This is a genomic window from Actinomadura rayongensis (assembly GCF_009831215.1).
Lineage (GTDB): Bacteria > Actinomycetota > Actinomycetes > Streptosporangiales > Streptosporangiaceae > Spirillospora > Spirillospora rayongensis.
This window is the reverse complement of sequence record NZ_WUTW01000004.1, coordinates 478491-504682: the sequence shown is the minus strand read 5'-3', so window position 1 is coordinate 504682 and position 26192 is coordinate 478491. Positions and strand designations below refer to the sequence as shown.

General features: G+C 71.1%; 20 protein-coding genes. 13 read left to right on the top strand and 7 right to left on the bottom strand.

Annotated elements, in window-relative coordinates; all coding sequences use genetic code 11:
• Positions 1-24: 24 nt before the first annotated feature.
• From GQ466_RS21525 to GQ466_RS21515, 3 genes are read right to left on the bottom strand one after another with little or no spacing between them, the layout of a single operon-like run.
• Complete coding sequence (locus GQ466_RS21525; protein WP_161104787.1) at positions 25-1557, bottom strand: flavin-containing monooxygenase; 1533 nt, start codon at positions 1555-1557, stop codon at positions 25-27.
• Between the two features lie 2 nt (positions 1558-1559).
• Positions 1560-2570, bottom strand: a complete 1011-nt coding sequence (locus tag GQ466_RS21520; protein ID WP_161104786.1) for an AurF N-oxygenase family protein — start codon at positions 2568-2570, stop codon at positions 1560-1562.
• The gene (locus GQ466_RS21515; RefSeq protein ID WP_337193570.1) at positions 2567-3274 is read right to left on the bottom strand and encodes a TetR/AcrR family transcriptional regulator; all 708 of its coding nucleotides are present in this window, start codon (positions 3272-3274) and stop codon (positions 2567-2569) included. The genes GQ466_RS21520 and GQ466_RS21515 overlap by 4 nt, the downstream gene beginning before the upstream one ends.
• A gap of 118 nt (positions 3275-3392) precedes the next feature.
• Between GQ466_RS21515 and GQ466_RS21510 the strand changes: the two genes are divergently transcribed.
• Positions 3393-4607, top strand: a complete 1215-nt coding sequence (locus GQ466_RS21510) for a pyridoxal phosphate-dependent aminotransferase (RefSeq protein ID WP_161104785.1) — start codon at positions 3393-3395, stop codon at positions 4605-4607.
• A gap of 51 nt (positions 4608-4658) precedes the next feature.
• Entirely contained in the window at positions 4659-5069 is a 411-nt protein-coding gene (locus GQ466_RS21505; protein WP_161104784.1) for a pyridoxamine 5'-phosphate oxidase family protein, read from the top strand.
• On the opposite strand, the gene GQ466_RS21500 is transcribed toward GQ466_RS21505, so the two are convergent.
• Positions 5070-7103 carry a helicase C-terminal domain-containing protein gene (locus GQ466_RS21500; protein WP_161104783.1) on the bottom strand — a complete coding sequence of 678 codons (2034 nt, stop codon included), beginning with the start codon at positions 7101-7103 and terminating at the stop codon, positions 5070-5072.
• Positions 7104-7747: 644 nt separating this feature from the next.
• Here GQ466_RS21500 and GQ466_RS21495 point away from each other — a divergent pair.
• Positions 7748-8233, top strand: coding sequence for a phosphoribosyltransferase family protein (locus tag GQ466_RS21495; RefSeq protein ID WP_161104782.1), 486 nt, complete (start codon positions 7748-7750; stop codon positions 8231-8233).
• A gap of 67 nt (positions 8234-8300) precedes the next feature.
• Positions 8301-9278 carry a DUF4192 domain-containing protein gene (locus GQ466_RS21490; protein ID WP_161104781.1) on the top strand — a complete coding sequence of 326 codons (978 nt, stop codon included), beginning with the start codon at positions 8301-8303 and terminating at the stop codon, positions 9276-9278.
• Between the two features lie 372 nt (positions 9279-9650).
• On the opposite strand, the gene GQ466_RS21485 is transcribed toward GQ466_RS21490, so the two are convergent.
• Positions 9651-10022 (bottom strand): hypothetical protein, encoded by a 372-nt coding sequence (locus GQ466_RS21485; protein WP_161104780.1) that lies wholly within the window; start codon positions 10020-10022, stop codon positions 9651-9653.
• 481 nt (positions 10023-10503) lie between these two features.
• On the opposite strand from GQ466_RS21485, the gene GQ466_RS21480 reads away from it, so the two are divergent.
• The 5 genes from GQ466_RS21480 (at position 10504) to GQ466_RS21460 (ending at position 16431) form a co-directional block, all read left to right on the top strand.
• Positions 10504-11145 (top strand): polysaccharide deacetylase family protein, encoded by a 642-nt coding sequence (locus GQ466_RS21480; RefSeq protein ID WP_161104779.1) that lies wholly within the window; start codon positions 10504-10506, stop codon positions 11143-11145.
• Between the two features lie 536 nt (positions 11146-11681).
• A complete protein-coding gene (locus tag GQ466_RS21475) occupies positions 11682-12209 on the top strand; it encodes a DUF1707 and DUF4870 domain-containing protein (RefSeq protein ID WP_161104778.1) in 528 nt (175 codons plus the stop codon).
• 98 nt (positions 12210-12307) lie between these two features.
• Positions 12308-13675 (top strand): FAD-binding oxidoreductase, encoded by a 1368-nt coding sequence (locus GQ466_RS21470; RefSeq protein ID WP_161104777.1) that lies wholly within the window; start codon positions 12308-12310, stop codon positions 13673-13675.
• 83 nt (positions 13676-13758) lie between these two features.
• The gene (locus GQ466_RS21465) at positions 13759-15024 is read left to right on the top strand and encodes a class I SAM-dependent methyltransferase (RefSeq protein WP_161104776.1); all 1266 of its coding nucleotides are present in this window, start codon (positions 13759-13761) and stop codon (positions 15022-15024) included.
• A 153-nt stretch (positions 15025-15177) separates the two neighbouring features.
• Positions 15178-16431, top strand: a complete 1254-nt coding sequence (locus GQ466_RS21460; protein ID WP_161104775.1) for a cytochrome P450 — start codon at positions 15178-15180, stop codon at positions 16429-16431.
• Positions 16432-16473: 42 nt separating this feature from the next.
• Here the strand turns inward: GQ466_RS21460 and GQ466_RS21455 are convergent, their stop codons facing one another.
• A complete protein-coding gene (locus GQ466_RS21455; RefSeq protein ID WP_161104774.1) occupies positions 16474-18018 on the bottom strand; it encodes a long-chain-fatty-acid--CoA ligase in 1545 nt (514 codons plus the stop codon).
• Between the two features lie 339 nt (positions 18019-18357).
• Between GQ466_RS21455 and leuS the strand changes: the two genes are divergently transcribed.
• Entirely contained in the window at positions 18358-20853 is a 2496-nt protein-coding gene (gene leuS, locus GQ466_RS21450) for a leucine--tRNA ligase (RefSeq protein WP_161104773.1), read from the top strand.
• A gap of 166 nt (positions 20854-21019) precedes the next feature.
• On the opposite strand, the gene lexA is transcribed toward leuS, so the two are convergent.
• Complete coding sequence (lexA, locus tag GQ466_RS21445; protein WP_161104772.1) at positions 21020-21709, bottom strand: transcriptional repressor LexA; 690 nt, start codon at positions 21707-21709, stop codon at positions 21020-21022.
• A 195-nt stretch (positions 21710-21904) separates the two neighbouring features.
• Between lexA and GQ466_RS21440 the strand changes: the two genes are divergently transcribed.
• The 3 genes from GQ466_RS21440 (at position 21905) to GQ466_RS21430 (ending at position 26089) form a co-directional block, all read left to right on the top strand.
• Entirely contained in the window at positions 21905-22456 is a 552-nt protein-coding gene (locus tag GQ466_RS21440; protein ID WP_161104771.1) for a LysM peptidoglycan-binding domain-containing protein, read from the top strand.
• Positions 22457-22689: 233 nt separating this feature from the next.
• The gene (gene nrdR, locus GQ466_RS21435) at positions 22690-23160 is read left to right on the top strand and encodes a transcriptional regulator NrdR (RefSeq protein WP_161104770.1); all 471 of its coding nucleotides are present in this window, start codon (positions 22690-22692) and stop codon (positions 23158-23160) included.
• 112 nt (positions 23161-23272) lie between these two features.
• The gene (locus tag GQ466_RS21430; protein ID WP_161104769.1) at positions 23273-26089 is read left to right on the top strand and encodes a vitamin B12-dependent ribonucleotide reductase; all 2817 of its coding nucleotides are present in this window, start codon (positions 23273-23275) and stop codon (positions 26087-26089) included.
• Positions 26090-26192: the final 103 nt, after the last annotated feature.

The following is a 26192-nucleotide window of genomic DNA, read 5'->3' as shown; positions in this document are numbered from 1 at the left end:
CGTGCCCGGCGCGCGACAGGGCGCTCAGCTCGCGGCCTTCCCGGCGATCTCGAAGTCCGCCGGGTCGAGGCGGCGCGTCCGCAGCCAGTAGTTGACGGTCGAGGCGGGCCACGCGGCCCGGTTCACGCCGTTGCGGTCGAGGTACCAGCTCGTGCAGCCGCCGGCGACCCACACCGCGCCCTCGGACTTGGCCTGGACCCAGCGGTTGAAGCGGTCCTGCGCGGAGGAGCGCACGGCGATCCGGCTGCCGCCCGCCGCGTCCCGCATCCGCAGGCACCGCAGGACGTACCGGACCTGCGCCTCGATGATGAAGATCATCGAGTTGTGCCCGAGCCCGGAGTTCGGGCCGAGCAGCAGGAACAGGTTCGGGAAGCCCGCGACGGACACGCCGAGGTGCGCCTCGACGCCGTCCTGCCACGCGTCCTGGATCTTCACGCCGTCGCGGCCGACGATGTGGGCGTGCTCGAAGGCGTCGGTGACGTGGAAGCCGGTGCCGAAGATGATCGCGTCGACCGGGTGCTCGGCGCCGTCCTTCGTGAGGATCGAGTGCGGCCGGACCTCGGCGATCCCCTCGGTCGTGACGTGCACATTGGGACGGGTCAGCGCCGGGTAGTAGTCGCTGGACACCAGTGTCCGCTTGCAGCCCATCGTGTAGTCGGGCGTCAGCTTGCGGCGCAGCTCCGGGTCCTTCACCTGGCGGTTCAGGTGCCACTTCGCCAGGCCGCTCGCGGCCTTCAGCAGCCTGGGGTTCTTGAACCCCAGCACGAAGCTCTCCTGCATCAGGTAGATGCCGTTGCGGTAGCCGCGCTGCACGCCGGGGACGCGCCGGAACAGCGCCTTCTCCACGCCGGTGACGCGGCGGTCGGGCTTGGGCAGGATCCACGGCGGCGTCCGCTGGAACAGCGTCAGCGACCCGGCCTGCTTCGCCACGCGCGGGACGAACTGGATGGCCGACGCGCCCGTCCCGATCACGGCGACGCGCTTGCCGGTGAGGTCGTAGTCGTGGTTCCACTCGGCGGAGTGGAACGTCGTGCCCTCGAAGGAGTCCAGGCCCGGCAGGTCGGGGATGCTCGGCTGGTGCAGCGGCCCCATGCCCGCGACCAGCGCCCGTCCCCGCACGACCTCGCCCGGCTCGGCGCCCGCGCCGGCGACGGTCACGCTCCAGGTGTCGTCGGCGTCGCTGTACTCGGCGCCCGTCACCTCGGTGTCGAACCGGATGTGCTGCTCCAGCTCGTACTTGGCGACGACCTCCTTGATGTACTCCAGCAGTTCGGCCTGCTTGGGGAACATCCGGGACCAGTCGGCCTTCGGCTCGAACGAGAACGAGTACAGCAGCGACATGATGTCGCAGCCGCAGCCGGGATAGGTGTTCTCCCGCCACGTCCCGCCGACCTCGCCGGCCTTCTCCAGGATCACGAAGTCGTGGACGCCGGCCTTCTTCAGCCCGATCGCCATGCCGAGGCCGGAGAAGCCCGTCCCGACGATGACGACGTTGTACGCCTCGCCCGGTCCCGCCGCGGGCGTGACCACGGCGGGACGGTTGTTCTCCGCGGTCATCGTCAGGCGGCCTTGGCGACGGCGTCGGTGCTCAGCGGACGGCGGGTGCCCGGCTCGTCCCAGATCCCGAACGCCTTCCAGACCTGCTTGTTGCGCCGGTTCACCAGGCCCAGCTCGTTCATCAGGTCGCGGATCTTGGCGACGGAGTTGGAGATCTCCGCCTTGCTGTCGGGGTTGCGGTACGCCTCGCGGACGACCTCGGCCGGGATGTTGAAGTGCCGCACCATCGGCCCGGGCGGGGACAGCATGATCCGCGCCATGACGCCGAGCACGACCGGCGTGAGCACGCCGAGGATCGCCTTCTGCGTGCGGTTCAGGTTCGGCACGCGGTGCTTGAGGTAGTGGCGCGCGAACGAGATGTGCCGCGCCTCCTCGGCGATGTGGATCTTCATGATCGTCTCTTCGAGCGGGTGCTTGATGTGCCCGCCCTTCAGCGACTTGCGCTGCACGTAGTCGATCGGGTCCTCGCCGCCGAGCACGAACACGAAGAACAGCTCGGTGCTGACCAGCGGGATCCACGGCGCTACCTGCGCGATGAGGCTCAGCGACCGGGGCATGCCGCGGATCGGCATCTTCGTCCGGTTCACGAACTCCTGGAACATCATGCCGTGGTGACATTCCTCGGTCGTCTCGTGGTAGACGTACCGGAACTCCGGACGGCCGTTCGGCAGCCGGTAGGCGTAGTTCAGCAGGCCGCGCTTGAGCAGGTTCTCGAACTGCAGGCCGATCTTCATCGCCGTCGCGACGCGCCACAGCCCGATCTGCGCGCGGATCTCCGGCGGCTGCGCCTTGTACCAGGCGGTGTCCCCGAGCCGGTCGAACTCCGGCAGGACCCAGCGCGGGTCGTTCTTGTCGACCAGGAACTCGGGGTCGTCCCACGGGATGTCGGCGTACGCCTCCCAGTGCTTGTCCACCGACGCCTTGTTCAGGCGGCTGATGACACCGAGATACGACTTCTTGTCCTTGACCTGCTCGCGGACTTCCTCGGCGAGCTCGGTGGGGGCTTTGGTCATGATGGCGCTCCCTCGGGGGTGCTGCGTCCGGCGTCGCCGCCGTCTTCGGGGGTGGGGGTCAGGACGGGTCCGCCCGTCTCGGGGACGATCAGCAGGGCGATGGCCTTGAGCTGCGTCAGCACCTCGGCCTGGTGACCGTCCGCGTCGTCGTCCAGCGCGTTCTGCACCGACAGCCCGATGTACAGGGCGTACAGGGCGCGCAGCAGCGTCGTGACGAAGTCGGGGGGCAGGGTGTTCGCGGGGAACAGCCGACTGAACGTCTCGGTGATCACCTGGACGATCCGCTCGTTCATGTCCCGGCACAGGGGGCGCAGTTCGTCGTCGGTGCGCCCCGCGACGGCCAGTTCCATGAGCGCCTTGGCCGGGCGCCCGCGGAAGACCTCCCACAGCAGGTCGAGGGCTCCCTCGACGTTGCGGCGGGCGGCCGGGAGGATCGCGAACGCCGTCTCGTACGCGAGCCGCTGCGCCTGGAGCATGTGCTCCAGGGCCGCGGTGACCAGCTCCATCTTCGTCGGATAGTGGTGCTGCTGGGCACCGCGCGAGACTCCGGCGCGCCGGGCGACCTCCGTGGTCGAGGTCCCCGACCAGCCGAGATCCACCAGACACTCCATCGTCGCGTCCAGCAGGCGCCGACGCGTCGTCGACCGCCGCTCCTCCTGCGTGCGGCGGACGGGGGGTCCGTGTCGGCGACTGCTTACTGTCACACCTCGAAGGTACGAGGCGACATACAAGCAAGCAAGCCTGCTTGTATGTCGGTCGCATCACAATATGGCGCCCCATGTCCCGGCGGGAGCGTGATCGTCCGCGGATAGGCTGGAAGCCATGCAGGTCACCCAGTCGGCGAAGCTCGGCAACGTCTGTTACGACATCCGCGGCCCCGTCCTCGGCCGCGCGCGGGAACTGGAGGCCGCGGGGCACCGCATCCTCAAGCTGCACATCGGCAACCCCGCGCCGTTCGGCTTCGAGTGCCCGCCCGAACTCCTCCAGGACATGGTCCGCAACCTGCCCGACGCCCACGGCTACAGCGACTCCAAGGGCATCCTGCCCGCGCGCCGCGCCGTCGTGCAGCGCTGCGAGGAGATGGGCATCGCCGACGTCGACGTGGAGGACGTCTACCTCGGCAACGGCGTCTCCGAGCTGATCGTCATGACGCTGCAGGCGCTGCTCAACAACGGCGACCAGGTCCTCATCCCCGCGCCGGACTACCCGCTGTGGACGGCGTCGGTCGCGCTGTGCGGCGGGCAGGCCGTCCACTACCTGTGCGACGAGGGCGCCGACTGGATCCCCGACCTCGCCGACATGGAAGCCAAGATCACCGACCGGACGCGGGCGCTCGTCCTGATCAACCCCAACAACCCGACCGGCGCGGTGTACCCGCGTCCGGTGCTGGAGCAGATCGTCGAGCTGGCCCGGCGGCACCACCTGCTGATCTTCGCCGACGAGATCTACGACAAGATCCTCTACGACGGCGCCGTCCACACCTCGATCGCGTCGCTCGCGCCCGACCTGCTGTGCCTGACGTTCGGCGGGCTGTCCAAGAACTACCGGGTCGCCGGGTTCCGCTCGGGATGGGTGGTGCTGTCGGGGCCGAAGCAGCACGCCGCGTCCTACATCGAGGGCCTGGACATCCTCGCCAACATGCGGCTCTGCCCGAACGTCCCCGGCCAGCACGCCATCCAGGCCGCGCTCGGCGGGAAGCAGACGATCGAGGAGCTCGTCCTGCCGACCGGACGGCTCGGCGAGCAGCGCGACCGCGCCGCCGACCGGCTCAACGCGCTGCCCGGCGTGTCCTGCGTCCGGCCGCAGGGCGCCCTGTACGTGTTCCCGCGCCTGGACCCGGACGTCTACGCGATCGAGGACGACGTCCGGTTCGCGTTCGACCTGCTGGAGGAGCAGAAGATCCTCGTCGTGCAGGGCAGCGGGTTCAACTGGCCGCGTCCCGACCACTTCCGGATCGTCACGCTCCAGTACGCGGACGACCTGGAGGAGGCCATCGGCAGGATCGGCGAGTTCCTGGCCGCCCGCCGCCGGGGATGACCTGCGCGTTCTCGGGGAACGACGACAGGGGAGTTGCCAGGGAGGCCAGTGATGACCACGTCGGGATCCTTCGAGAGGCTGGACCGGGACGAGTGCCTGCGGCTGATCGCGCCGGGCGGGATCGGCCGCGTAGGGTTCGACGACGGCGAGGGGCCGTCGGTCCTGCCCGTCAACTACGTCGTCGCCGGTGACACCGTCGTGTTCCGGACGAGCTTCGGCGGCCGGATCAACAGCGGCGTCAGCACCGCCGTGCGCGGCGCCGAGGCCCGCGTCGCGTTCGAGGTCGACGCGATCGACGCCGAGCGGCACGCGGGCTGGAGCGTCCTGCTGCGCGGCCCGGCGCACCACCTGACGGCGGCGGAGGTCGAGGCGCTGCCGGACGTGCGGCCGTGGGCCGGGGGCGAACGCGAGTCGTACGTCTCGCTGCGGCCCGTCGAGGTCAGCGGGCGGCGGGTCGGCTGATCAGCCGGCCGCGGCGTCGAGCCGGCGCAGCGCGCCCCGCGCCACCTGCGGGTCCGTCGTCGCCCAGAACGGCGGCAGCGAGTTCTTGAGGAAGCCGCCGTAGCGGGCGGTCGCCAGCCGCGGGTCCAGGATCGCGACGACGCCCCGGTCGTCCATCGACCGCAGCAGCCGTCCCGCGCCCTGCGCCAGCAGCAGCGCCGCGTGCGTCGCCGCGACGGCCATGAAGCCGTTCCCGCCGTGCGCCGCGACGGCCCGCTGCCGCGCCGAGGTCACCGGGTCGTCCGGGCGCGGGAACGGGATCCGGTCCATGATCACCAGTTGCAGGGACGGGCCGGGCACGTCCACGCCCTGCCACAGCGACAGCGTGCCGAACAGGCACGTCCGCTCCTCCTCGGCGAACCGCTTGACCAGCAGGGACGTCGTGTCGTCGCCCTGGCACAGCAGCGGGTGCGACAGGTGGTCGCGCAGCTCGTCGGCGGCCTGGCGCGCGGCGCGCATCGAGGAGAACAGGCCGAGCGTCCGGCCGCCCGCCGCCTCGACCAGCTCGGTGATCTCGGTGAGGCAGGCGTCGGCGAGGCCGTCGCGTCCCGGCTGCGGGAGGTGCCGGGCGACGTAGAGGATGCCCGATTTCGGATGGTCGAACGGCGACCCGACGTCCAGGCCGGACCACTTCAGCTTCTCGTCCTCGGCGTCCTGCGCGGGCAGGCCCCACTGGCGGGCCAGCGGGTCGAACGAGCCGCCGAGCGTCAGCGTCGCGGACGTCAGGACGGTCGTGCGGTCCTCGAACAGCGTGCCGCGCAGCAGCCCGCCCACGCCGATCGGCGCGACGTGCAGCGTCGGCGGACGGGTCGGGCGTCCTTCCTGGGCGAACGGCTTGGCCAGCCACACCACCTCGGTGCGCGCCGCGATCTCCGCCGCGAACGCGTCGACCAGGCGTCCCGCGGTGTCGTGGAGGTCGTCCAGCGCGGACCGGGCCGCCTTGCGCGCGCCCATGTCGGACGGGTCGTTGTCCTTCTTCTCCGGGCCGAGGGCCGTCAGGCAGGCGTGCGCGGTGTCGCGGACGACCGCGAGCGTCGTGCCGAGCCCGGGTGACAGGACGTCCATGCGGCCCTCGGGCAGATCGTCCAGCAGGACGCCGAGCGCCTCGCCCGCCTCCTTCAGCCGGTCCGCCACGGCCTCCTCGACCAGTCGGCCGAGCCGCCGTGCCGCCGCCTCGACGCCGGGGCCGCTGAGGTCGCCGGTCGCGACGGACGTCACGCGGTCCACCAGCTCGTGCGCCTCGTCCACGATCACGACGTCGTGCTCGGGCAGGACCTGGAAGTCCTCCAGCGCGTCGATCGCGAGCAGCGCGTGGTTGGTGACGACGACGTGCGCCTCGCCCGCCGCCGCCCGCGCCCGCTCGGCGAAGCACTCGGTGCCCTGCGGGCAGCGCGCCGCGCCGAGGCACTCGCGGGCCGTCACCGCGACCTGCCGCCACGCCTGCTCGCTCACGCCGGGGACCAGCTCGTCGCGGTCGCCGGTCGTGGTCTCGTCGGCCCACTCGTTCAGCCGCTTCACCTGGCGGCCGAGGCCGGAGAGCTGCTGCGGGTCGAACAGGGCCTCGTCCTCGGGGTCCTCGGGGGCGCCGGTCTGGACGCGGTGCAGGCACAGGTAGTTGCGGCGGCCCTTGAGGATCGCGAACATCGGCTCGACGCCGAGGTGCGGCTCCAGCGCCTTGGCGAGCCTCGGGAGGTCGCGGTCGACGAGCTGGTTCTGCAGCGCGATCGTCGCGGTCGACACGACGACGGTCTTCTTGGCCGTCACGGCGTGCCTCAGCGCGGGGACGAGGTACGCCAGCGACTTGCCCGTCCCGGTGCCCGCCTGCGCGGCGACGTGCTCGCCGGACGCGATCGCGTGCGCGACCGCCTCGGCCATCGCCACCTGGCCGGGCCGCTCCGTGCCGCCGACGGCCGCCACGGCCGCCGCCAGGAGTTCCGTTACGTCCGGAACATCAGAGGTCGGGGCGGATTCGCTCAGGAGTTCGGGGGCTGGCACGGGGCAACGCTACAGGGTCACGTGAGGCAGCGCGGCCCCTCCATGCCGCAACCCCACACACCTCCGGTCCGTCACGAAACCCCGACCCACACCACTCCGCGCCGCCCCCACTCCGCGCCGCCCGCGCCCCCGCCACCCGCGCGTCGCCGCCACCCCACGTATTGGTCAGCCCGTGCGCCCGTCGCCGCCACCCGCGCGTCGCCGCCACCCCACGTATCCGTCAGCCCGCGCCCCGCCGCTCGCGCGTTGCCATCAGGCTGAGCGTGTCCGCCAGCCCACGCGCTCGCCGCACGCGCGTCGCCGCCACTCCACGTTTGTCCGCCAGCCCGGGCGCTCGCCGCGCGCGTTGCCGCCGCGCCACGTGTCCGTCAGCCCGTGCGGCCCGCCGCCCGCGCGTCGCCATCAAGCTGCGTGTGTCCGTCAGGCCGCGCGCTCGCCGCCCGCGCGTTGCCGCCAGCCCACGTGTGTCCGCCAGGCTGCGCGTTGCCGTCAAGTCACGCGGGTCCGCACCCTGCGGCGGGCCGCCTCCGCTCCGTGCGCCCACCATCGCGAGCAGACGTGTTCCGGTGCGCCGGGACGGTTCGCGTCCGAGTTCGTCCGGCGTCGGCGACGGGTCGCCGGGCGGCATCGGAGAGGATGGGCGGGTGTCCGCGTCGAGAGAAGTCCTCACCTGGGAACTGTTCGGCACCGCGAGCCGGGAGCTGGCCGTGGCGGTCGCGTCCGACGGGTACCGCCCGGACCTGATCCTGTCGATCGCCCGGGGCGGGCTGTTCGTCGCCGGCGCGCTCGGTTATGCGCTGGACGTGAAGAACCTGCACGTCATGAACATCGAGTTCTATACCGGCGTGGACCAGCGGCTGGAGATGCCCGTCATGCTGCCGCCCACGCCGAGCGCGGTGGACCTGTCGGGAGCGCGGGTGCTGGTCGCGGACGACGTGGCCGACACGGGAGCGACGCTGCGGCTCGTCCGGGACTTCTGCGCCGACCACGTTGCGGACGTACGATGCGCGGTCGTATACGAGAAACCCCGTTCGACAGTGAAGTGCGAGTACGTGTGGCGGCGCACGGACCGGTGGATTGATTTCCCGTGGTCAGCGGACCCTCCCGTCCTTTCACGCGACCCATCCTGACTCAGAGGTTTTCCACAGATCACGAGACGAGTTTCGCCGCGCCCCTCCCGGCGGCGAAGCTCGACGCATGAACGAGCCACTGAAGATCGGCGACCCCGCGGACGCGATCGCCGCCGTCCCCTACCTCCTGGGCTTTCACCCGGCCGACAGCCTCGTCTGCCTGGCGTTCGGCGGCCCGCGCACCGCGTGCGCCGTCCGGCAGGACCTGCCCGACGTGGACGAGCAGACCGCGCCCGTCCTGGCCCGCAACGGCTTCGAGCAGGCGATCGTCCTCGGCTACGGCCCGCCGGACCGGGCGGACGACGCGGCCCACGCCCTCGCCGCCGCACTCGACCGCCACGACATCAAGGTGATCGACATCCTGCGGGTCCTCGACGACCGCTGGTGGCGGCTCGGCTGTCCCGACGAGACGTGCTGCCCGCCGACGGGCCGCCCGCTCGACACCCGCGCCGCCCGCGTCACGGCCGAAGCGGTCTACGCGGGCCACGTCGCCCTGTCCGACCGCGCCGACCTGGCCCGCACGATCGCCCCCGTGGACGGCCCCGCCGCCGCCGCGATGCGCGCCGCGACCCGCCGCGCCGAAGACCGCCTGGCCGCCTTGGCAAGAGCACCGTCCGCCCCCGACCCACCCTCGACCCCCACCATCCTGACCACAGAAGGCATCCCGTTCGTCACCCACCTGCTCGACCGCTACAGCACAGACCGAAACCCGCCGACCGACGACGAAACAGCCTGGCTAGGCCTCCTGCTGACGTCCCTGCCCGTCCGCGACGAAGCATGGGAACACGCCAACAACACCCCCGCCGACCACCTGCAACTCTGGCGCAACACAACCCGCCGAGTAGCACCGCACTACGCAGCCGCCCCTGCCTCACTCCTGGCCTACACGGCCTACCTCATAGGAGACGGCGCCCTGGCGAACCTGGCCCTGGACAGAGCACTCACCGCCGCCCCGTCCTACTCGATGGCCGCCCTCCTCCGCGAAATCATCGCCCTCGGCATCCCGCCGTCCGAAACCCAAGCCCGAGTAGCCCGCCACTTCTAACCCCCAACCCCCACCACCCACCCACCCAACCGTCCGCACCGCCCACGCAGCAGCATCATCGACGCCACCGCCCACCGCCCACCGCCCACCGCCCACCGCCCACCGCCCGCGCCGAACGTCCGCAGTCGAACGTCCGCAGTCGAACGTCCGGGCTCGGACAACGGGCTCGGACAACGGGCTCGAACGCTCAGACCCGAACGCTCAGACTCGAACAACCACGGTCAGACGACCGGGCTCGGACGCCCGCGCTCGAACAGCCACGGTTAGACAACCCCGCTCGGACAAAGCACCTTCGCGCGACCACCCTCGCGCGACCGCGCGTGGTGATGGGGAGCGCGCCGCAGGGGGTCTGCGGGGCGCGGAGAGGAGGGGCTAGGAGGCGACGGCTTCGCCGGGGGTGCCGGGGTCCAGGCGGCGGTCGCGGTTGCGTTCGTTGTAGGCGCGCATCCGGGGCGGGTAGCCGACGATCTGGACGTCGTAGATGGGGAGGCTCAGGTTGCGGGCCACCTTCGCGATCACGCGGGGGGAGCCGACGCGGCGGCGGGTCCATTCGCCGTCGTGGGCCACCGCGACCGCCGTCGTGTCGGTCGCGAAGGTCTCCGGCTCCACGAAGAACTCCACGCCGCGGCGGGAGCGGGCGAAGGCGATCAGGGCCTCGACGTCGGCGTCGGTCGCCTCGCGGTCGAGCGTGTTCGTTCGCGGTCCCCGGTTTCTGCGGAGTCCGAAACGGTCGCGGATCCTCATCGGCGTCCCCCGTTCGCGGTGCCCGGAATCCCTTTCCGGGTCGATGAGCGGACTATGACCATAAACGGTCTTGGGGACGCGCGGGTTCCCGCCGCCCGCCTTTCCGGGGTGCGCGGTTCTAGGATGACCGGCATCGGGGCCGGTCGAAGGGGGACACATGGCGAGTCGCGTGCGCTTCGGCGCGATGGGCACCGCTGCGGTGATCCTCTGCGGATGGCTGAGCAGTTTCGGGAGCGTACCGGCCGCGGCGGACCGTTCCTTTTCCGCGGCGCCCGCGCCGCAGGCCGGGTCGGGGAATGTGCGGGGATCGGGAAAGTCGGTCGAACGTCCGGCCGTCGCGCCCGGGCGGCGCGGGGCCACTGTCGGACGGCCGGGAGCCGGGAGCGCGCCCGTCCGGCCAGGTGGGGCGGGCATACCTGGAACGCCCGCGCCGACGGGCGCTCTGCCGCCGACCGAGGAGCCGCGGGCGGGAGATCCGCCGGTGAGCGAGGCGGGCGCGCCCCGGCATATCGACTGCGCGAAGCAGAAATGCGTCGCGCTCACGTTCGACGACGGGCCGGGTCCGAAGACGGGCACGCTGCTGCGCATGCTCGCCGAGCGCAACGTCCGCGCGACGTTCTTCGTCGTCGGGCGCAACGCCGCCGCCGAACCGGCCGTGATCCGGCGCGAGATCGCGGACGGCCACGTCGTCGGCAACCACAGCTGGAGCCACGCCGACCTCGGCCGCGCCTCGGCGGCCACCGTCCGCTCCGAACTGGTGCGCACACAGCGCGCCGTCCGCCACGCCGCCGGCGTCACGCCGGTGCTGATGCGTCCGCCCTACGGTTCGACCGACCGGACGGTCGCCGCGGTCACCCGCGACCTCGGACTCGCGCAGATCCTCTGGGCGGTCGACCCGCTCGACTGGAAGGACCGCAACAGCGCCATCGTGACGCGCCGCGTCGTGCGCGGGACGAAGCCCGGCTACATCGTCCTCATGCACGACATCCACCCGACGACGATTGCCGCCGTCCCGGGGATCATCCGCGCGCTGAAGGCGAAGGGATACGTCTTCGCGACCGTCCCCGAACTGCTCGGCACGCATCTCAAGCCCGGCCACCGCTACACCAAGCGCAATCACTGACCGTCCCGCTAAGCCCCGCCCCGCCCGCGGTCTCGCGGTCGCGTTCGCCGCCGGGGTCTGAACGATGCCCCACCCACACTCCGCAGGCGACGACGACCCACACGCAGGGCACCCCCGCGCAGGGCACCCCCGCGCAGGGCACTCCTTGCACACACCGTCCTGCGCGCCCGTCGTCCCGCGCGCCCGTCGTCCCGCGCACACGTCGTCCCGCGCACCGCGCCAACGCCCACACGGTGCGCGCGGTGCGTCGTCCGCACTGTGCGCATGGCCTTCTCCGAGGCATACGTTCTACGCGCACGTTGCGCCGCGCGTTGCTCCCCGCGCCCCGTGGGCACGGCGTTCTGCGCGCACGGCGTCGCGCATGAATGTTCGCGGTCGCGCACCGTCGCGCACCGTCGCGCGCGGGCACGCGCGGACGACGGACGGGCATGGGCGCGGAGGGAGTGGGGCGGGCGAACTTTGGGGGGAGGGGGTTCAGGGTTGGGTCAGGGACGTCCCCGATGGTGGTGTGGGGTGGGGCGGCGCAGCATGGGGGTATGGACGGGAAACATTTCGGTGGCGTCGAGGACGTCGGCCGGCTCCGTGTGTCCGATGCCGAGCGTGACGCCGTCGTCGGGCGGCTTCAGGATGCTTATGCCGAGGGGCGGCTCGATCATGACGAGTTCGACCTTCGGGCCCATCTCGCCATGACGGCCAAGACGCGCGGCGAGTTGGAGACGGTGCTCGTCGACCTTGCGGTCGGTGGCGAGGACGGGGCGCGGGCGGGGGCGTTGAGCGGGGAGGATCGGGTGCTCGCCGCGTTGTCGCATGCGCTCGGTGTTCCGACGCTTTTCGTCGGTCCGCTCGTGTTGATGCTGACGAGCGGCAAGCGGTCCGCGTATGTGCGGCGGCACGCCGTGGAGGCCGTCAACTTCCAGTTGACACTGTTGCTGGTCACGGTGGTGACGTTCGGGATCGGCGGGGTGCTCTACGCTCTGACCTGGGTCGTCGCGGCGGTCGCGGCCGTCGTCGCGCTCACCGGGAACGGATTCCGGACGCCCTGGATCCTGCGCCTCGTGAGATAGTCGGACGGCCGGACGTCCCCGGGGTGTGTGAGCACCCTCTCGCCCAATTATGTGGACGATACATGGGATGACCGGTTTACTGTCACGGGGAGGGTGAGATGACGGACCTGCTGGTCAACGGTGATCACGAACAGGCGGTCGAGGCGTTGCGCCGCTCGTACGCGGCGATCCCGGAGGGGCAGCCGATCCGGCTGGCGAAGCGGACCTCGAACCTGTTCCGGTGGCGCGACCCGTCCGAGGCCCCGGGTCTGGACGTCTCCGGCTTCGACCGCGTGCTGAGCGTCGACCCCGAGACCCGCACCGCGCAGGTCCAGGGCATGACGACGTATGAGGACCTGGTCGACGCGACGCTGGCGCACGGGCTCATGCCGACCGTCGTCCCGCAGCTCAAGACGATCACGCTCGGCGGCGCGGTCACCGGCCTCGGCATCGAGTCGACGTCGTTCCGGCTGGGCCTGCCGCACGAGGCCGTCCAGGAGATGGAGATCCTCACCGGCGACGGCCGGGTGGTCGTCGCCACGCGCGACAACGAGCACAGCGACCTCTTCTTCGGCTTCCCGAACTCCTACGGCACGCTCGGCTACAGCCTCCGCCTGAAGATCGACCTGGTGCCGGTGAAGCCGTACGTCAAGCTGCGGCACCTGCGGTTCGCCGACGCGAACGCGCTGAGCCGCGCGCTGGACGACCTCGTCGCGAGCGGCGTCCACGAGGGCGAGACCATCGACTTCCTGGACGGCACCGTCTTCAGCGCCGACGAGCAGTACCTCACCCTCGGCTTCTTCACCTACGAGGCCCCCTACACCTCCGACTACACCGGCCAGAACATCTACTACCGGTCGATCCAGCAGCGTTCGGTGGACTTCCTGACCGTCCGCGACTACATCTGGCGCTGGGACACCGACTGGTTCTGGTGCTCGGGCGCGTTCGGCGTGCAGAACCCGCTCGTCCGCCGCGTCTGGCCGGACCGCGCCAAGCGCTCGGACGTCTACCGCAAGCTCGTCGCCTACGACCGCCGCTACCAGGTCATCGCGCGGATCGAGCGGTGGCGCGGGCTGCGTCCCCGCGAGGACGTCATCCAGGACATCGAGGTGCCGGTCGGACGGCTGCCGGAATTCCTGGACTTCTTCCACGCCAAGGTCGGGATGGCGCCGATCTGGCTGTGCCCGCTCCGCGCCCGCGACAACTGGCCGCTGTACCCGCTGGAACCGGGCCGGACGTACGTCAACGTCGGTTTCTGGGGGACGGTCCGGCTGCCCCCCGGCCAGATCCCCGAGTACCACAACCGGCTCATCGAGCGTGAGGTCGCGGCCCTTGACGGGCATAAATCGCTGTACTCGACCGCTTTTTACAGCCGTGACGAGTTCTGGCGGCACTACGACGGGGAGACCTACCAGCGGCTGAAGGCGGGTTACGACCCCGGAAAGCGGCTGCTGGACCTCTACGACAAGTGCGTGCGCGGGCGCTGAGCCGTGCCCGGGGAAGGGCCGGTCCCGCGCGGGCCGGCGCGATCCCGTCGCCCCCGCGGGGCGTGGAGACAGGAGGAAGAAAGATGACGCTGGCCAAGGTCTTCGAGCGCCTGGCCGGGCCTGGGGCGCCAGTGGAGTTCGCGGCCTACGACGGGTCGCGCTCGGGGCACCCGGACGCGGACATCCGGTTCGACGTGCGCTCCCCGTACGCGGTGTCGTATCTCGTGCACTCGCCGGGCGCGCTCGGGCTCGCCCGCGCGTACGTGAGCGGAATGATCGACGTGAGCGGCGACATGTACACGGCCCTGTCGACGATGCAGCAGGTGCTCGGCGACGTGACGCCGCGCGAGAAGCTGCGGATCATCGGGGGCGTCCTCGGGGACCCGTTGCTGCGCGGCGCGGTGTCGCGCCGGCTCCCGCCGCCGCCGCAGGAGGCGCCGTTCAGCCGGGTCCCGGCGTGGCTGCGGCATTCTAAGCGGCGCGACGCGCAGGCGATCTCCCACCACTACGACGTTTCCAACACCTTTTATGAGTGGGTTCTCGGTCCTTCGATGGCGTACACGTGCGCCTGTTTCCCGGAGGAGAACTCCACGCTTGAGGAGGCACAGTTCCACAAGCACGACCTGGTGGCCAGGAAGCTCGGCCTCAAGCCGGGCATGCGGCTGCTGGACGTGGGCTGCGGCTGGGGCGGCATGGTCATGCACGCCGCCAAGGAGTACGGCGTCAAGGCCCTCGGCGTGACGCTGTCCAAGCAGCAGGCGGAATGGGCGCAGAAGGCCATCGCCGACCGCGGGCTGTCGGAGCTGGCCGAAGTGCGGCACATGGACTACCGGGACGTCACCGAGTCCGGATTCGACGCCGTCAGCTCGATCGGCCTGACGGAGCACATCGGCAAGGCGAACCTGCCGTCGTATTTCTCGTTCCTGTACGGGAAACTGAAGCCGTACGGCCGGATGCTGAACCACACCATCACCCGTCCGGACAATCTCGCGCCGCCGATGAAGCAGAGCGGGTTCATCAACCGGTACGTGTTCCCGGACGGCGAGCTGGAGGGCCCCGGCTACATCCAGCAGCAGATGAACGACGCGGGCTTCGAGATCCGGCACCAGGAGAACCTGCGCGAGCACTACGCGCGGACGCTCCTCGGCTGGTGCCGCAACCTGGACGACCACTGGGACGAGGCCGTCGCCGAGGTCGGCGAGGGCACCGCGCGGGTGTGGCGGGTCTACATGGCGGGCTGCGTCCTCGGGTTCGAGCAGAACTGGATCCAGTTGCACCAGACGCTCGGCGTCAAGCTGGACGACGAGGGCGGGGCGCAGATGCCCCTGCGTCCCGACTGGGGCGTCTGACGGCGCGGCGGACGCGGGGGCACGGCCTCCGCGTCCGCCGCGAAGGACTGACGTCCGCCGCGAAGGACTGACGTCCGCCGCGAGGGGCTGACGTCCTCGGCGTCCGCCCGCGAGGGGCTGACGCCCGCCGCGTCCCGGGGTACGTTCACGATCATGGACGAGTTGCGCGCCGCGGACGTGAACCTGACCGACTGGGCGTTCTGGCGGGCGCCGCACGAGCACCGGCACGCGGCCTTCGCGGCGCTGCGCGGCGAGCCCCGGCTGCCGAAGTTCGAGGAGCCCGAGGTCTTCGTCGTCCCGCGCGGCCCCGGCTACTACGCGGTGACGCGGCACGCGGACGTCGTGGAGGCGTCGCGCCGCCCCCAGGACTTCTGCTCCGGCCGGGGCGCGATCAGCATTCCGGACATGCCGGGCGACATGCACGAGTACTTCGGCTCGATGATCAGCATGGACGACCCCCGGCACGCCAAGATCCGCCGGATCGTGTCGCGCGCGTTCTCGCCGCGCATGGTGCAGCGCTTCGACGAGCAGGTCCGCACGGTCGCGGCGCGGCTGGTGGCCGGGGTCGCGGCGGGCGAGGGCACCGGCGACTTCGTGGCGGACGTCGCGGCGCGCCTCCCGCTGACGATCATCTGCGACCTCATGGGCATCGGAAAAGAGCACCACGCGGCGGTGCTGGCGGCGTCCAACACGATCCTGGCGGGCAACGACGCCGAGTTCATCCCGCTCGGCGAGCCCGACCGGATCGTCGTGGCCCTCCTGGACGCGGCGCAGACGCTCAAGGCCATCGTGGAGGAACTGGCGGCGCGCCGCCGCGCCGAGCCCGCCGACGACCTGACGTCCGCGCTGGTCAACGCCAACATCGACGGCGAGGCGCTGACCGACCAGGAGCTGGGCTCGTTCTTCATCCTGCTCGTCGTGGCGGGCAACGAGACGACGCGCAACGCGATCGCGCACGGCCTGGACCTGTTCACCCGCCACCCCGGCCAGCGGGAACTGCTGCTGGCGGACTTCGAGGGACGGATCGCCGGGGCCGTGGAGGAGATCGTCCGGTACGTCTCGCCGGTGATCTGGATGCGCCGCACCGCGACCCGCGACACGACGCTGAACGGCCACGAGGTCGCCGCCGGCGACAAGCTGCTGCTCTACTACTGGTCGGCGAACCGGGACGAGTCGGTCTTCCCCGAGCCCGAGCGGTTCGACATCCTGCGCGACGCGTCCGGACATGTCGGGTTCGGCGGGCCGGGCCCGCACTTCTGCCTCGGCGCCCACCTGGCCCGCCGCGAGATCTCCGTGCTGTTCCGCGAGCTGTTCGGGCGGCTGCCGGACGTCCACGCCGCCGGCGCGCCGGACCGGCTGGAGTCCGCCTTCGTCAACGGCATCAAACGGCTGCCGTACGCGTACTGAGCGGCCCGGGGACCGCGCCGTCGCCCCCGGACCGCCCGCCGGTCAGCGCAGCGCCCGCTTGAGGATCTTGCCGGTGGCGGTCATCGGCAGTTCCTCGCGGAACTCGACGATGCGCGGGTACTTGTAGTTGGCGAACTGCTCCCTGCCCCAGGCGATCAGCTCGTCCTCGGTGACGGTCGAGCCGGGCGTGCGGATCACGTACGCCTTGATCTCCTCGCCGTGCGACTCGTGCGGGACGCCGACGACCGCGGCGAGCGAGACGTCCGGATGCGTCATCAGGACCTCCTCCAGCTCGCGCGGGTACACGTTGAAGCCGCCCCGGATGATCATGTCCTTCGAGCGGTCGATGATGTAGTAGTAGCCGTCCTCGTCGCGGCGGGCGACGTCGCCGGTGCGGAACCAGCCGTCCCGGATCGCGCCCTCGGTCGCCTCGGGACGGTTGTAGTAGCCCTTCATGACGTTGTGGCCGCGGATGGCGATCTCGCCGGGGCCCTCGCCCTCGATCGTCTTCCAGTCGTCGTCGATGAGCTTCATCTCCACGCCCCAGATCGGCAGGCCGATCGAGCCGGGCCGCTGCTCGCGGTCGGGCCGGTTGAAGGACGCGACCGGGGACGTCTCCGAGAGCCCGTAGCCCTCCAGGATGCTCACGTCGAACTTGGTCCTGATCCCCTTGAGGACCTCCATCGGCAGCGCCGACCCGCCCGACGTCGCGACGCGCAGGTTGTCGCGGATCGTCGCCACGTCCTCGGCGGAGGTGTCGTCGGTCAGCAGTGCCCAGTACATCGTCGGGACGCCCGCGAAGACGTTCACCTTCTCCTTGACCATCAGCGCGACGGCCTGCTTCGGGTCGAACCTGGGCAGCAGGACGAGCGTCCCGCGCCGGTACAGGCCGACGTTCATCATGCAGGTCTGCCCGAAGATGTGGAACAGCGGCAGCGCGACCAGCAGCGTGTCGTGGAGCGAACGCTCGAACAGCCCGTCGGAGACCATCGCGTTCATCAGCAGGTTGCCGTGCGTCAGTTCGGCGCCCTTGGGCTGCCCGGTGGTGCCGCTCGTGTAGAGGACGACGGCGGTGTCGTTGGCGTCGGTCTGGACGCTCTCGAACGTCCCGGGCTGCCCGCCGATCGCGGCGAGGAACGGCTCGGCGCCCTCGATCGGGGACGCGGTCGCCGTCGGGTCCGCGGGCATGAGGAAGAAGTGCTCGCACACGTCCGTCTCCTGGAAGCCGGCGAACCCGGCCTCGCCGAGCGGAAGCTGCGGCGTCCCCTCGAAGCAGAAGAACGCCTTCGCCTCGGAGTCGGCGAGATGGTAGGCGATCTCGCGCGGCTTCAGCAGGACGTTCAGCGGTACGACCACCACCCCGGCCTTGAGCGCACCGAAGTACACCATCGGGAAGTACGGCACGTTCGGCGACGCCAGGGCGATCTTGTCGCCGGGCCGCAGGCCGCGCGCCACCAGCAGGTTCGCCACCTGGTTCGCGACCGTGTCCAGCAGCGCGTACGAGAGCCGTGTGTCACCGAGGACGACCGCGTCCCGGTCGGGCGCCTCGCGGGCCGCGTCTTCGAGAAGGACGGAGAGATTGAGCATGGCACTCCTCGTACCGGGTGGTGTCACCAGGCGTTTACTACTGGCGAGTGTACGAACCGTAGTGCTCATCCTGATACATAAGTTGCGGCCGACGCCATATGTCGTGCTTCCTTGACATCAAGGTTGTGACCATCTGGTCGGTTCGTCGGTCGTTATCGACCGCGCGACGGCCTTGCTCCTGCGCTAGTCTTGTTGTATGCGGACCATGGCCCTCCTTCTTCGCACGCCGCGCTGAGCCCTACCCGGCGAGCGCGGCGACCCCTCCTGTGCGAGGGGTTCTTTCATGTCAGGGCACGTCCGTGCAGGCCCCTCAACGACCGGAACCAGTGGAGCAGCGACGTGAGCAGCGACGAGACCTCGCGCAACGACCAGGCGGCCGACGGGTACGACCCGCGGGCCGTCCAGGACAAGTGGCGGGACCGCTGGGAGCGGCTCGCGGCTCACCGCGCGGGCGGCCCGGACGATCCGCGCGAGCGCCGCTATGCCCTGGACATGTTCCCCTACCCGTCCGGTGACCTGCACATGGGGCATGCCGAGGCGTTCGCGATCGGGGACGTGTCCGCCCGCTACTGGGCGCAGCGCGGGTACAACGTCCTGCACCCCATCGGCTGGGACTCCTTCGGCCTGCCCGCCGAGAACGCCGCGATCAAGCGCGACTCCCACCCGGCCGAGTGGACGTACGCCAACATCGAGACCCAGGCCGAGTCGTTCCGGCGCTTCGCCCCGTCCTTCGACTGGACGCGGCGCCTGCACACCTCCGACCCCGAGTACTACCGCTGGACGCAGTGGCTGTTCCTGCGCTTCTACGAGCGCGGGCTGGCCTACCGCAAGGGCGGCCAGGTCAACTGGTGCCCGAACGACCAGACCGTCCTGGCCAACGAGCAGGTCGTCGGCGGCCACTGCGAGCGCTGCGGCGCGCTGGTGGAGCGGCGCGTCCTGACCCAGTGGTACTTCAAGATCACCGACTACGCCGACCGGCTGCTGGACGACATGGACCAGCTGGAGGGCGGCTGGCCCGAGCGCGTCCTGCTGATGCAGCGCAACTGGATCGGCCGCTCCACCGGCGCGGACGTGGACTTCGTCATCGAGGGCCGCGCCGAGCCGGTGACCGTCTACACGACCCGTCCGGACACGCTGCACGGCGCGACGTTCATGGTCGTCGCGGCGGACGCCCCGCTGGCCGAGGAGGTCGTCGCGCCCGAGCAGCGCGCCGCGTTCGAGGCGTACCGCGAGGAGGTCTCGCGGGAGAGCGAGATCGAGCGGCTGTCCACCGAGCGCGAGAAGACCGGCGTGTTCCTGGGCCGCTATGCCGTGAACCCGGTGAACGGCGAGCGGATCCCGGTGTGGGCGTCGGACTACGTCCTGGCCGAGTACGGGCACGGCGCGATCATGGCGGTGCCCGCCCACGACCAGCGCGACCTGGACTTCGCGCTGAAGTTCGGGCTGCCCGTCCGCGTCGTCGTGGAGACCGGCGCGCCCGACCCCGCCGCGACCGGCGTCGCCACGCCCGGCGAGGGCACGCTGGTCAACTCCGGGCCGGTGGACGGCCTGGGCAAGGCCGACGCGATCGCCCGCACGATCGAGCTGCTGGCCGAGCGCGGCACCGGACGCGCCGCCGTCAACTTCCGGCTGCGCGACTGGCTGGTCTCGCGGCAGCGGTTCTGGGGCTGCCCGATCCCGATCGTCCACTGCCCGTCGTGCGGCGAGGTGCCCGTCCCCGAGGACGAGCTGCCGGTGCGGCTGCCCGACGACCTGCGCGGCTCCGACCTGGCGCCCAAGGGGACGTCGCCGCTGGCCGCCGCCGAGCAGTGGGTCAACGTCGACTGCCCGAAGTGCGGGGGCGCCGCCAAGCGCGACTCCGACACGATGGACACCTTCGTGGACTCGTCCTGGTACTACTTCCGGTACTGCTCGCCGGACTACACCGACGGGCCGTTCGACGTCGAGGAGGTCCGCCGCTGGATGCCCGTCGACCGGTACACCGGCGGCGTCGAGCACGCGATCCTGCACCTGCTGTACAGCCGGTTCTTCACCAAGGTCCTGTACGACATGGGCCTGGTCGACTTCACCGAGCCGTTCAAGCAGCTGCTCAACCAGGGGCAGGTCATCAACGGCGGCAAGGCGATGTCCAAGACGCTGGGCAACGGCGTGAACCTGGGCGAGCAGATCGCCGATCACGGCGTGGACGTCGTCCGGCTGGCGATGCTGTTCGCCGGCCCGCCCGAGGACGACATCGACTGGGCCGACGTGTCCCTCCAGGGCATGACGAAATTCCTGGCGCGCGTGCACCGCGTCGCGTCGGAGGTGGCGTCCGCGCCCGGCGCCGACCCCGCCGCCGGGGCCCGGGCGCTGCGCCGCGTCACGCACCGGACGATCGAGGAGGTCACCGGGCTGGTCGAGGCCACCCGGTTCAACGTCGCGATCGCCCGGCTGATGGAGCTGGTGTCGGCCGCCCGGCGCGCGATCGACTCCGGGCCCGGCGCCGCCGACCCGGCCGTCCGCGAGGCCGCCGAGACCGTCACCGTCCTGCTGTCGCTGTTCGCGCCCTACACGGCCGAGGAGGCGTGGGAGCGGCTGGGCCGCACCGCGCCCGTCGTGACGGCGGGCTGGCCCGCGGTGGACCCGGCGCTGCTGGTCCAGGAGTCGGTGACGTGCGTCGTGCAGGTCGCGGGCAAGGTCCGGGACCGGCTGGAGGTCGCGCCCGGCATCGACGCGGGCGAGCTGGAGGCGCTGGCGCTGGCGTCCGAGCGGGTCGTGGAGGCGCTGGGCGGGGCGGAGATCGCCAAGGTGATCGTCCGCGCGCCCAAGATCGTCAACATCGTGCCGCGCCGCTGAGAACGGGCGAAAGCCCCGTCCGGGACGTCCGGGCGGGGCTTTCGCATGTCCGTGCTCGGGGACGGATTCCCGGGCCCGGCGGGGCCGTCGCACTGGACGGTTTGTCAATGCGGGAAAGATTTCGGTCCGCCGGACGGGAACGCCGTGGTATGTCAGGATTCTCCCGTCACATCTTGCGGAGAACCGCGACCACGCGCCCCAGGACCGACGCTTCGTCACCCGGAATCGGGTCATACGCCGGGTTCTGCGGCATCAACCAGATATGGCCGTCCCTGTGCTTCAGCGTCTTCACGGTGGCCTCGCCGTCGATCATCGCGGCGACGATGTCGCCCTGCTCCGCGACCGGCTGCTGCCGGACGACCACCCAGTCGCCGTCCGCGATGGCCGCGTCGATCATCGAGTCGCCGGTGACCTTGAGCAGGAAGTGCGTGCCCTCGCCGACGAGCTGCTTGGGCAGCGTGAAGACGTCCTCCACGGCCTCCTCGGCGAGGATCGGGCCGCCCGCCGCGATGCGGCCGACGAGCGGCACGTAGGCGGGGGCGGGCTGCGTCCCGGCCGGCTCGGCGCCGTCGACGTCCTCGGCGGTGCGCACCGGCGTCGCGCCGGGCACCCGCACCTCGACCGCGCGCGGACGGTTCGGGTCGCGCCGCAGGTAGCCCTTGCGCTGGAGGGTGCGGAGCTGGTGGGACACGCTGGAGGTGCTCGTCAGGCCGACGGCCTCCCCGATCTCGCGCATCGACGGCGGGTAGCCGCGCCGCTGGACCGAGTCGCGGATGACCTCGAGGACCATGCGCTGCCGCTGGGTCAGCCCGCTTCCCTCGCCGGAACCGTCGGGCAGCTCCCGGGCCTTGCTCATCGCTCGTCGCCTCCAGGCGGTCGGATCCGTCACTCCTCGTCCAGGGAACGCTACCGCCTCCACGACCGATGATCAAACAATTGTTCGAAGAAGATGCTCGCCTTCCCCCACTGCCGTGCGATAGAACATCGTACACACGTTCGATCGAAAATGCATTCGAAACGTCGGGTGCGGACCGGTCGCGGAGGGGCAGAGATGGGTGATTCGCTCCAGCAGGGACAGGTGGCGGTGTGCGGCGGCGGCCTCGTCGCCGGGCACGAGGAGCGCGGTGCTCCCGCGGACGGCGCGCGGCGGGGGTTCCCGCGCCGCCGGGGGCATCTGCGATTGATCATCGGCGGGCGCGGCGAACCGGTGGCGGACGTCCCGGCGCCCGTCGCGTCCCGCGTCGTCCGCCCGGCCGCGGGCCGGGTCGCGAGTCGGTCGGAGGGGCGGCCGGGTCTGCGGCTGACGCGGCGGGGACGGATCGTCGTCGGCGTCCTCGCGGCCGGGGTCGCGCTGGCCGTGCTGTGGCCCGTCGCCGGCGCGCTGCACGCCGGGACGCCCCCGCGCCCGCAGCCCCGGCCCGTCCGGGACGCCGCCCGCACCGCGACGGTCGTCGTCGGCGAGCGCGACACGCTGTGGGACATCGCCGTCCGGGTGGACCCGCACGGCGACCCGGGCGCGACCGTCCGGCGGATCCGCGACCTCAACGGGATGTCGGGGTCGATCGTCCAGCCCGGGACCAGGTTGCGGGTCCCCGCGCGCTGACCCGCGCGCCGGGAGTAAGTTGCTGCGCCGGTACGACACGCCGGGATGGTGCGCGCGAGGTCCGATGTGATCAGGGTCTACGCGCGGGACGCCAGGTCAGAGTTGCGAAGCGTGCGTCGGCGCCCTACGGTTGACCACAACATCTAGTAGTTGGCGCGGTATCATTAACCACAGATTGTGGTCGTGTGACGTCCGTGTGACGCGGCCCGGTGCCGGGGGAGAGGAAGAACGTCATGCACTGCCCGTTCTGCCGCAACCCCGACACCAAGGTCATCGACAGCCGCTCCGCCGACGACGGGGCCGCCATCCGGCGGCGCCGCTCGTGCCCGGAGTGCGGCAAGCGGTTCACGACCCAGGAGAACGTGCTCCTCATGGTGGCCAAGCGCAGCGGCGTCACCGAGCCCTTCTCCCGGGAGAAGATCATCGCGGGGGTGCGCCGGGCCTGCCAGGGGCGGCCGGTCGGCGAGGACGCGCTGGCCCAGCTCGGCCAGCGGGTCGAGGAGGCGCTCCGGGCGACCGGCGCGGCCGAGATCCCCTCGCACCAGGTGGGCCTGGCGATCCTCGGGCCGCTCGGCGAACTCGACGAGGTCGCCTACCTGCGCTTCGCGTCCGTCTACCGGTCCTTCGAGTCCCTGGACGACTTCGCCCGGGAGATCGAGGACCTGCGCCGGCGCACTCCGGGAGAACACGCGCCGCCCCGGTGAGCGGCGGATCGGCACAACAGCACTTGAGAACGGACAGCCCGGGGACGCGATCGTCCCCCGGGTTCAGTCGTCCTGGACAGGACCCGGCGGGAGGGTCCGGAGGGGGAAGCCCATGACCGAGACGGTGAGCGGATCGTCGGCACGGCGCGGCAAGGGAGGCCGCAAGGGCCTCAAGGTCGAGCGGATCTTCACGACGGAGGGCGTGCATCCGTACGACGAGATCCGCTGGGAGCGGCGCGACGTCGTCATGACCAACTGGCGCGACGGCTCGGTCAACTTCGAGCAGCGCGGCGTCGAGTTCCCCGACTTCTGGTCGCTGAACGCGGTCAACATCGTCACGTCCAAGTACTTCCGCGGCGCCGTCGGCACGGCCGCGCGCGAGTGGAGCCTGAAGCAGCTGATCGACCGCGTCGTCCGCGCCTACGTGGACACGGGCCTGGCGGAGGGCTACTTCGCGTCCGCGGCCGACGCCGAGATCTTCGAGCACGAGCTGACCTACGCCCTCGCCCACCAGCTTTTCAGCTTCAACTCTCCCGTCTGGTTCAACGTCGGCACCAAGTCCCCGCAGCAGGTCTCGGCGTGTTTCATCCTGTCGGTGGACGACACGATGGAGTCGATCCTCGACTGGTACAAGGAGGAGGGGATCATCTTCAAGGGCGGGTCGGGCGCCGGGCTCAACCTGTCGCGGATCCGCTCGTCCAAGGAGCTGCTGTCGTCCGGGGGGACGGCGAGCGGGCCGGTGTCGTTCATGCGCGGCGCGGACGCGTCCGCCGGGACGATCAAGTCGGGCGGCGCGACCCGCCGGGCCGCCAAGATGGTCGTGCTCGACGTGGACCACCCCGACGTCGCCGAGTTCATCGAGACCAAGGCGCGCGAGGAGAACAAGATCCGCGCGCTGCGGGACGCCGGGTTCGACATGGACCTCGGCGGCCGGGACATCGCGAGCGTCCAGTACCAGAACGCCAACAACTCGGTGCGCGTGTCGGACGAGTTCATGCGCGCGGTCGAGGAGGACGCCGAGTTCGGGCTGCGGGCGCGGCTGAGCGGCGAGGTCATCGAGAAGATCCGCGCCAAGGACCTGTTCCGGCTGATGGCCAGGGCGGCGTGGGAGTGCGCCGACCCGGGCGTCCAGTACGACGACACGATCAACGACTGGCACACCAACCCCGAGACCGGCCGCATCACCGCGAGCAACCCGTGCTCGGAGTACATGTCGCTGGACAACTCGTCCTGCAACCTGGCGAGCATCAACCTGCTGAAGTTCCTCGGCGCGGGCAACGTGTTCGACGTCGAGCGGTTCGTGAAGCTCACCGAGCTGATCATCACCGCGATGGACATCTCGATCACGTTCGCCGACTTCCCGACCGAGAAGATCGCGCGGACGACGCGGGACTACCGGCAGCTCGGCATCGGCTACGCCAACCTCGGCGCGCTGCTCATGGCGAGCGGGCACGCCTACGACTCCGAGGGCGGACGGTCGCTGGCCGCCGCGATCACGTCGCTGATGACGGGCGTCGCGTACCGGCGGTCGGCGGAGCTGGCGGGGATCGTCGGGCCGTACGAGGGGTACGCGCGCAACGCCGACGCGCACAAGCGCGTCATGCGCAAGCACGCCGCCGCCAACGACGACCTGCGGACGCTGGACGCGGTGGACCGCGCCGTCCACAAGGCCGCCACGCGGCAGTGGGCCGACTGCCTGAAGCTCGGCGAACGGCACGGCTACCGCAACGCGCAGGCGTCGCTGCTCGCGCCGACCGGCACCATCGGGCTGATGATGGACTGCGACACCACCGGCATCGAGCCGGACCTCGCGCTGATGAAGTTCAAGAAGCTCGTCGGCGGCGGGTCCATGCAGATCGTCAACCAGACGGTGCCGCGCGCGCTCACCCAGCTCGGCTACCAGCAGGAGCAGATCGAGGCGATCGTCGAGTACATCGCCGAGAACGGGCACGTCGTGGACGCGCCGGGGCTGCGTCCCGAGCACTACGAGGTGTTCGACTGCGCGATGGGCGAGCGGGCGATCAGCCCGATGGGGCACGTCCGGATGATGGCGGCGGTGCAGCCGTTCCTGTCCGGGGCGATCTCCAAGACCGTCAACATGCCGGAGCAGGCGACGATCGAGGACATCGAGCGCGTCTACTTCGAGGGCTGGAAGCTCGGGCTGAAGGCGCTCGCGATCTACCGCGACAACTGCAAGGTGGGCCAGCCGCTGTCGGCGGCGGGCAAGAAGGAGACCGCCGCCGCCGAGCCCGTGGCCGCGCCGGGCGAGGTGCGGCCGGTCCGCAAGCGGCTGCCCAAGCAGCGTCCGGCGACCGTGACGCGGTTCTCGGTGGCGGGCGCCGAGGGGTACATGACGGCGTCGTCCTACCCCGACGACGGGCTCGGCGAGGTCTTCCTCAAGCTCGGCAAGCAGGGGTCGACGCTCGCTGGCGTCATGGACGCGTTCTCGATGGCGATCTCCATCAGCCTCCAGTACGGCGTGCCGCTGGAGACGTGGGTGGAGAAGTTCACCAACATGCGGTTCGAGCCGGCCGGGATGACGGACGACCCGGACATCCGCATGGCGACGTCGGTGATGGACTACATCTTCCGCCGCCTCGCGCTGGACAACATGCCGTACGAGCAGCGCGCCGAACTCGGCATCTTCACCGCCGAGGAGCGCGCGCGGCAGGCCAGCGGCGAGGACCCGGCCGCGCTGCGCGCCGAGGACCACGACGCGCTGGCGCAGTCGGCGGAGATCACCCGTCCGGCGCCGTCGCCCGCCGTCGCCGCCCCGTCCGCCCCCGCGCACTCCTCGATGGAGATCATCGAGAGCACGCAGGGCCGCACGGCGGACGCGCCGCTCTGCATGACCTGCGGCACCAAGATGCGCCCCGCCGGCAGCTGCTACGTCTGCGAAGGTTGCGGCTCCACCAGCGGCTGCAGCTAGACCGCCATCCCAACGGGGGGCCGGGCATCTCGCCCGGCCCCCCGTTCGCGTTGACGCGGGGGGAACGCGCTCACCGCTTCCTTGCCGGACCGAGAGGACGAGA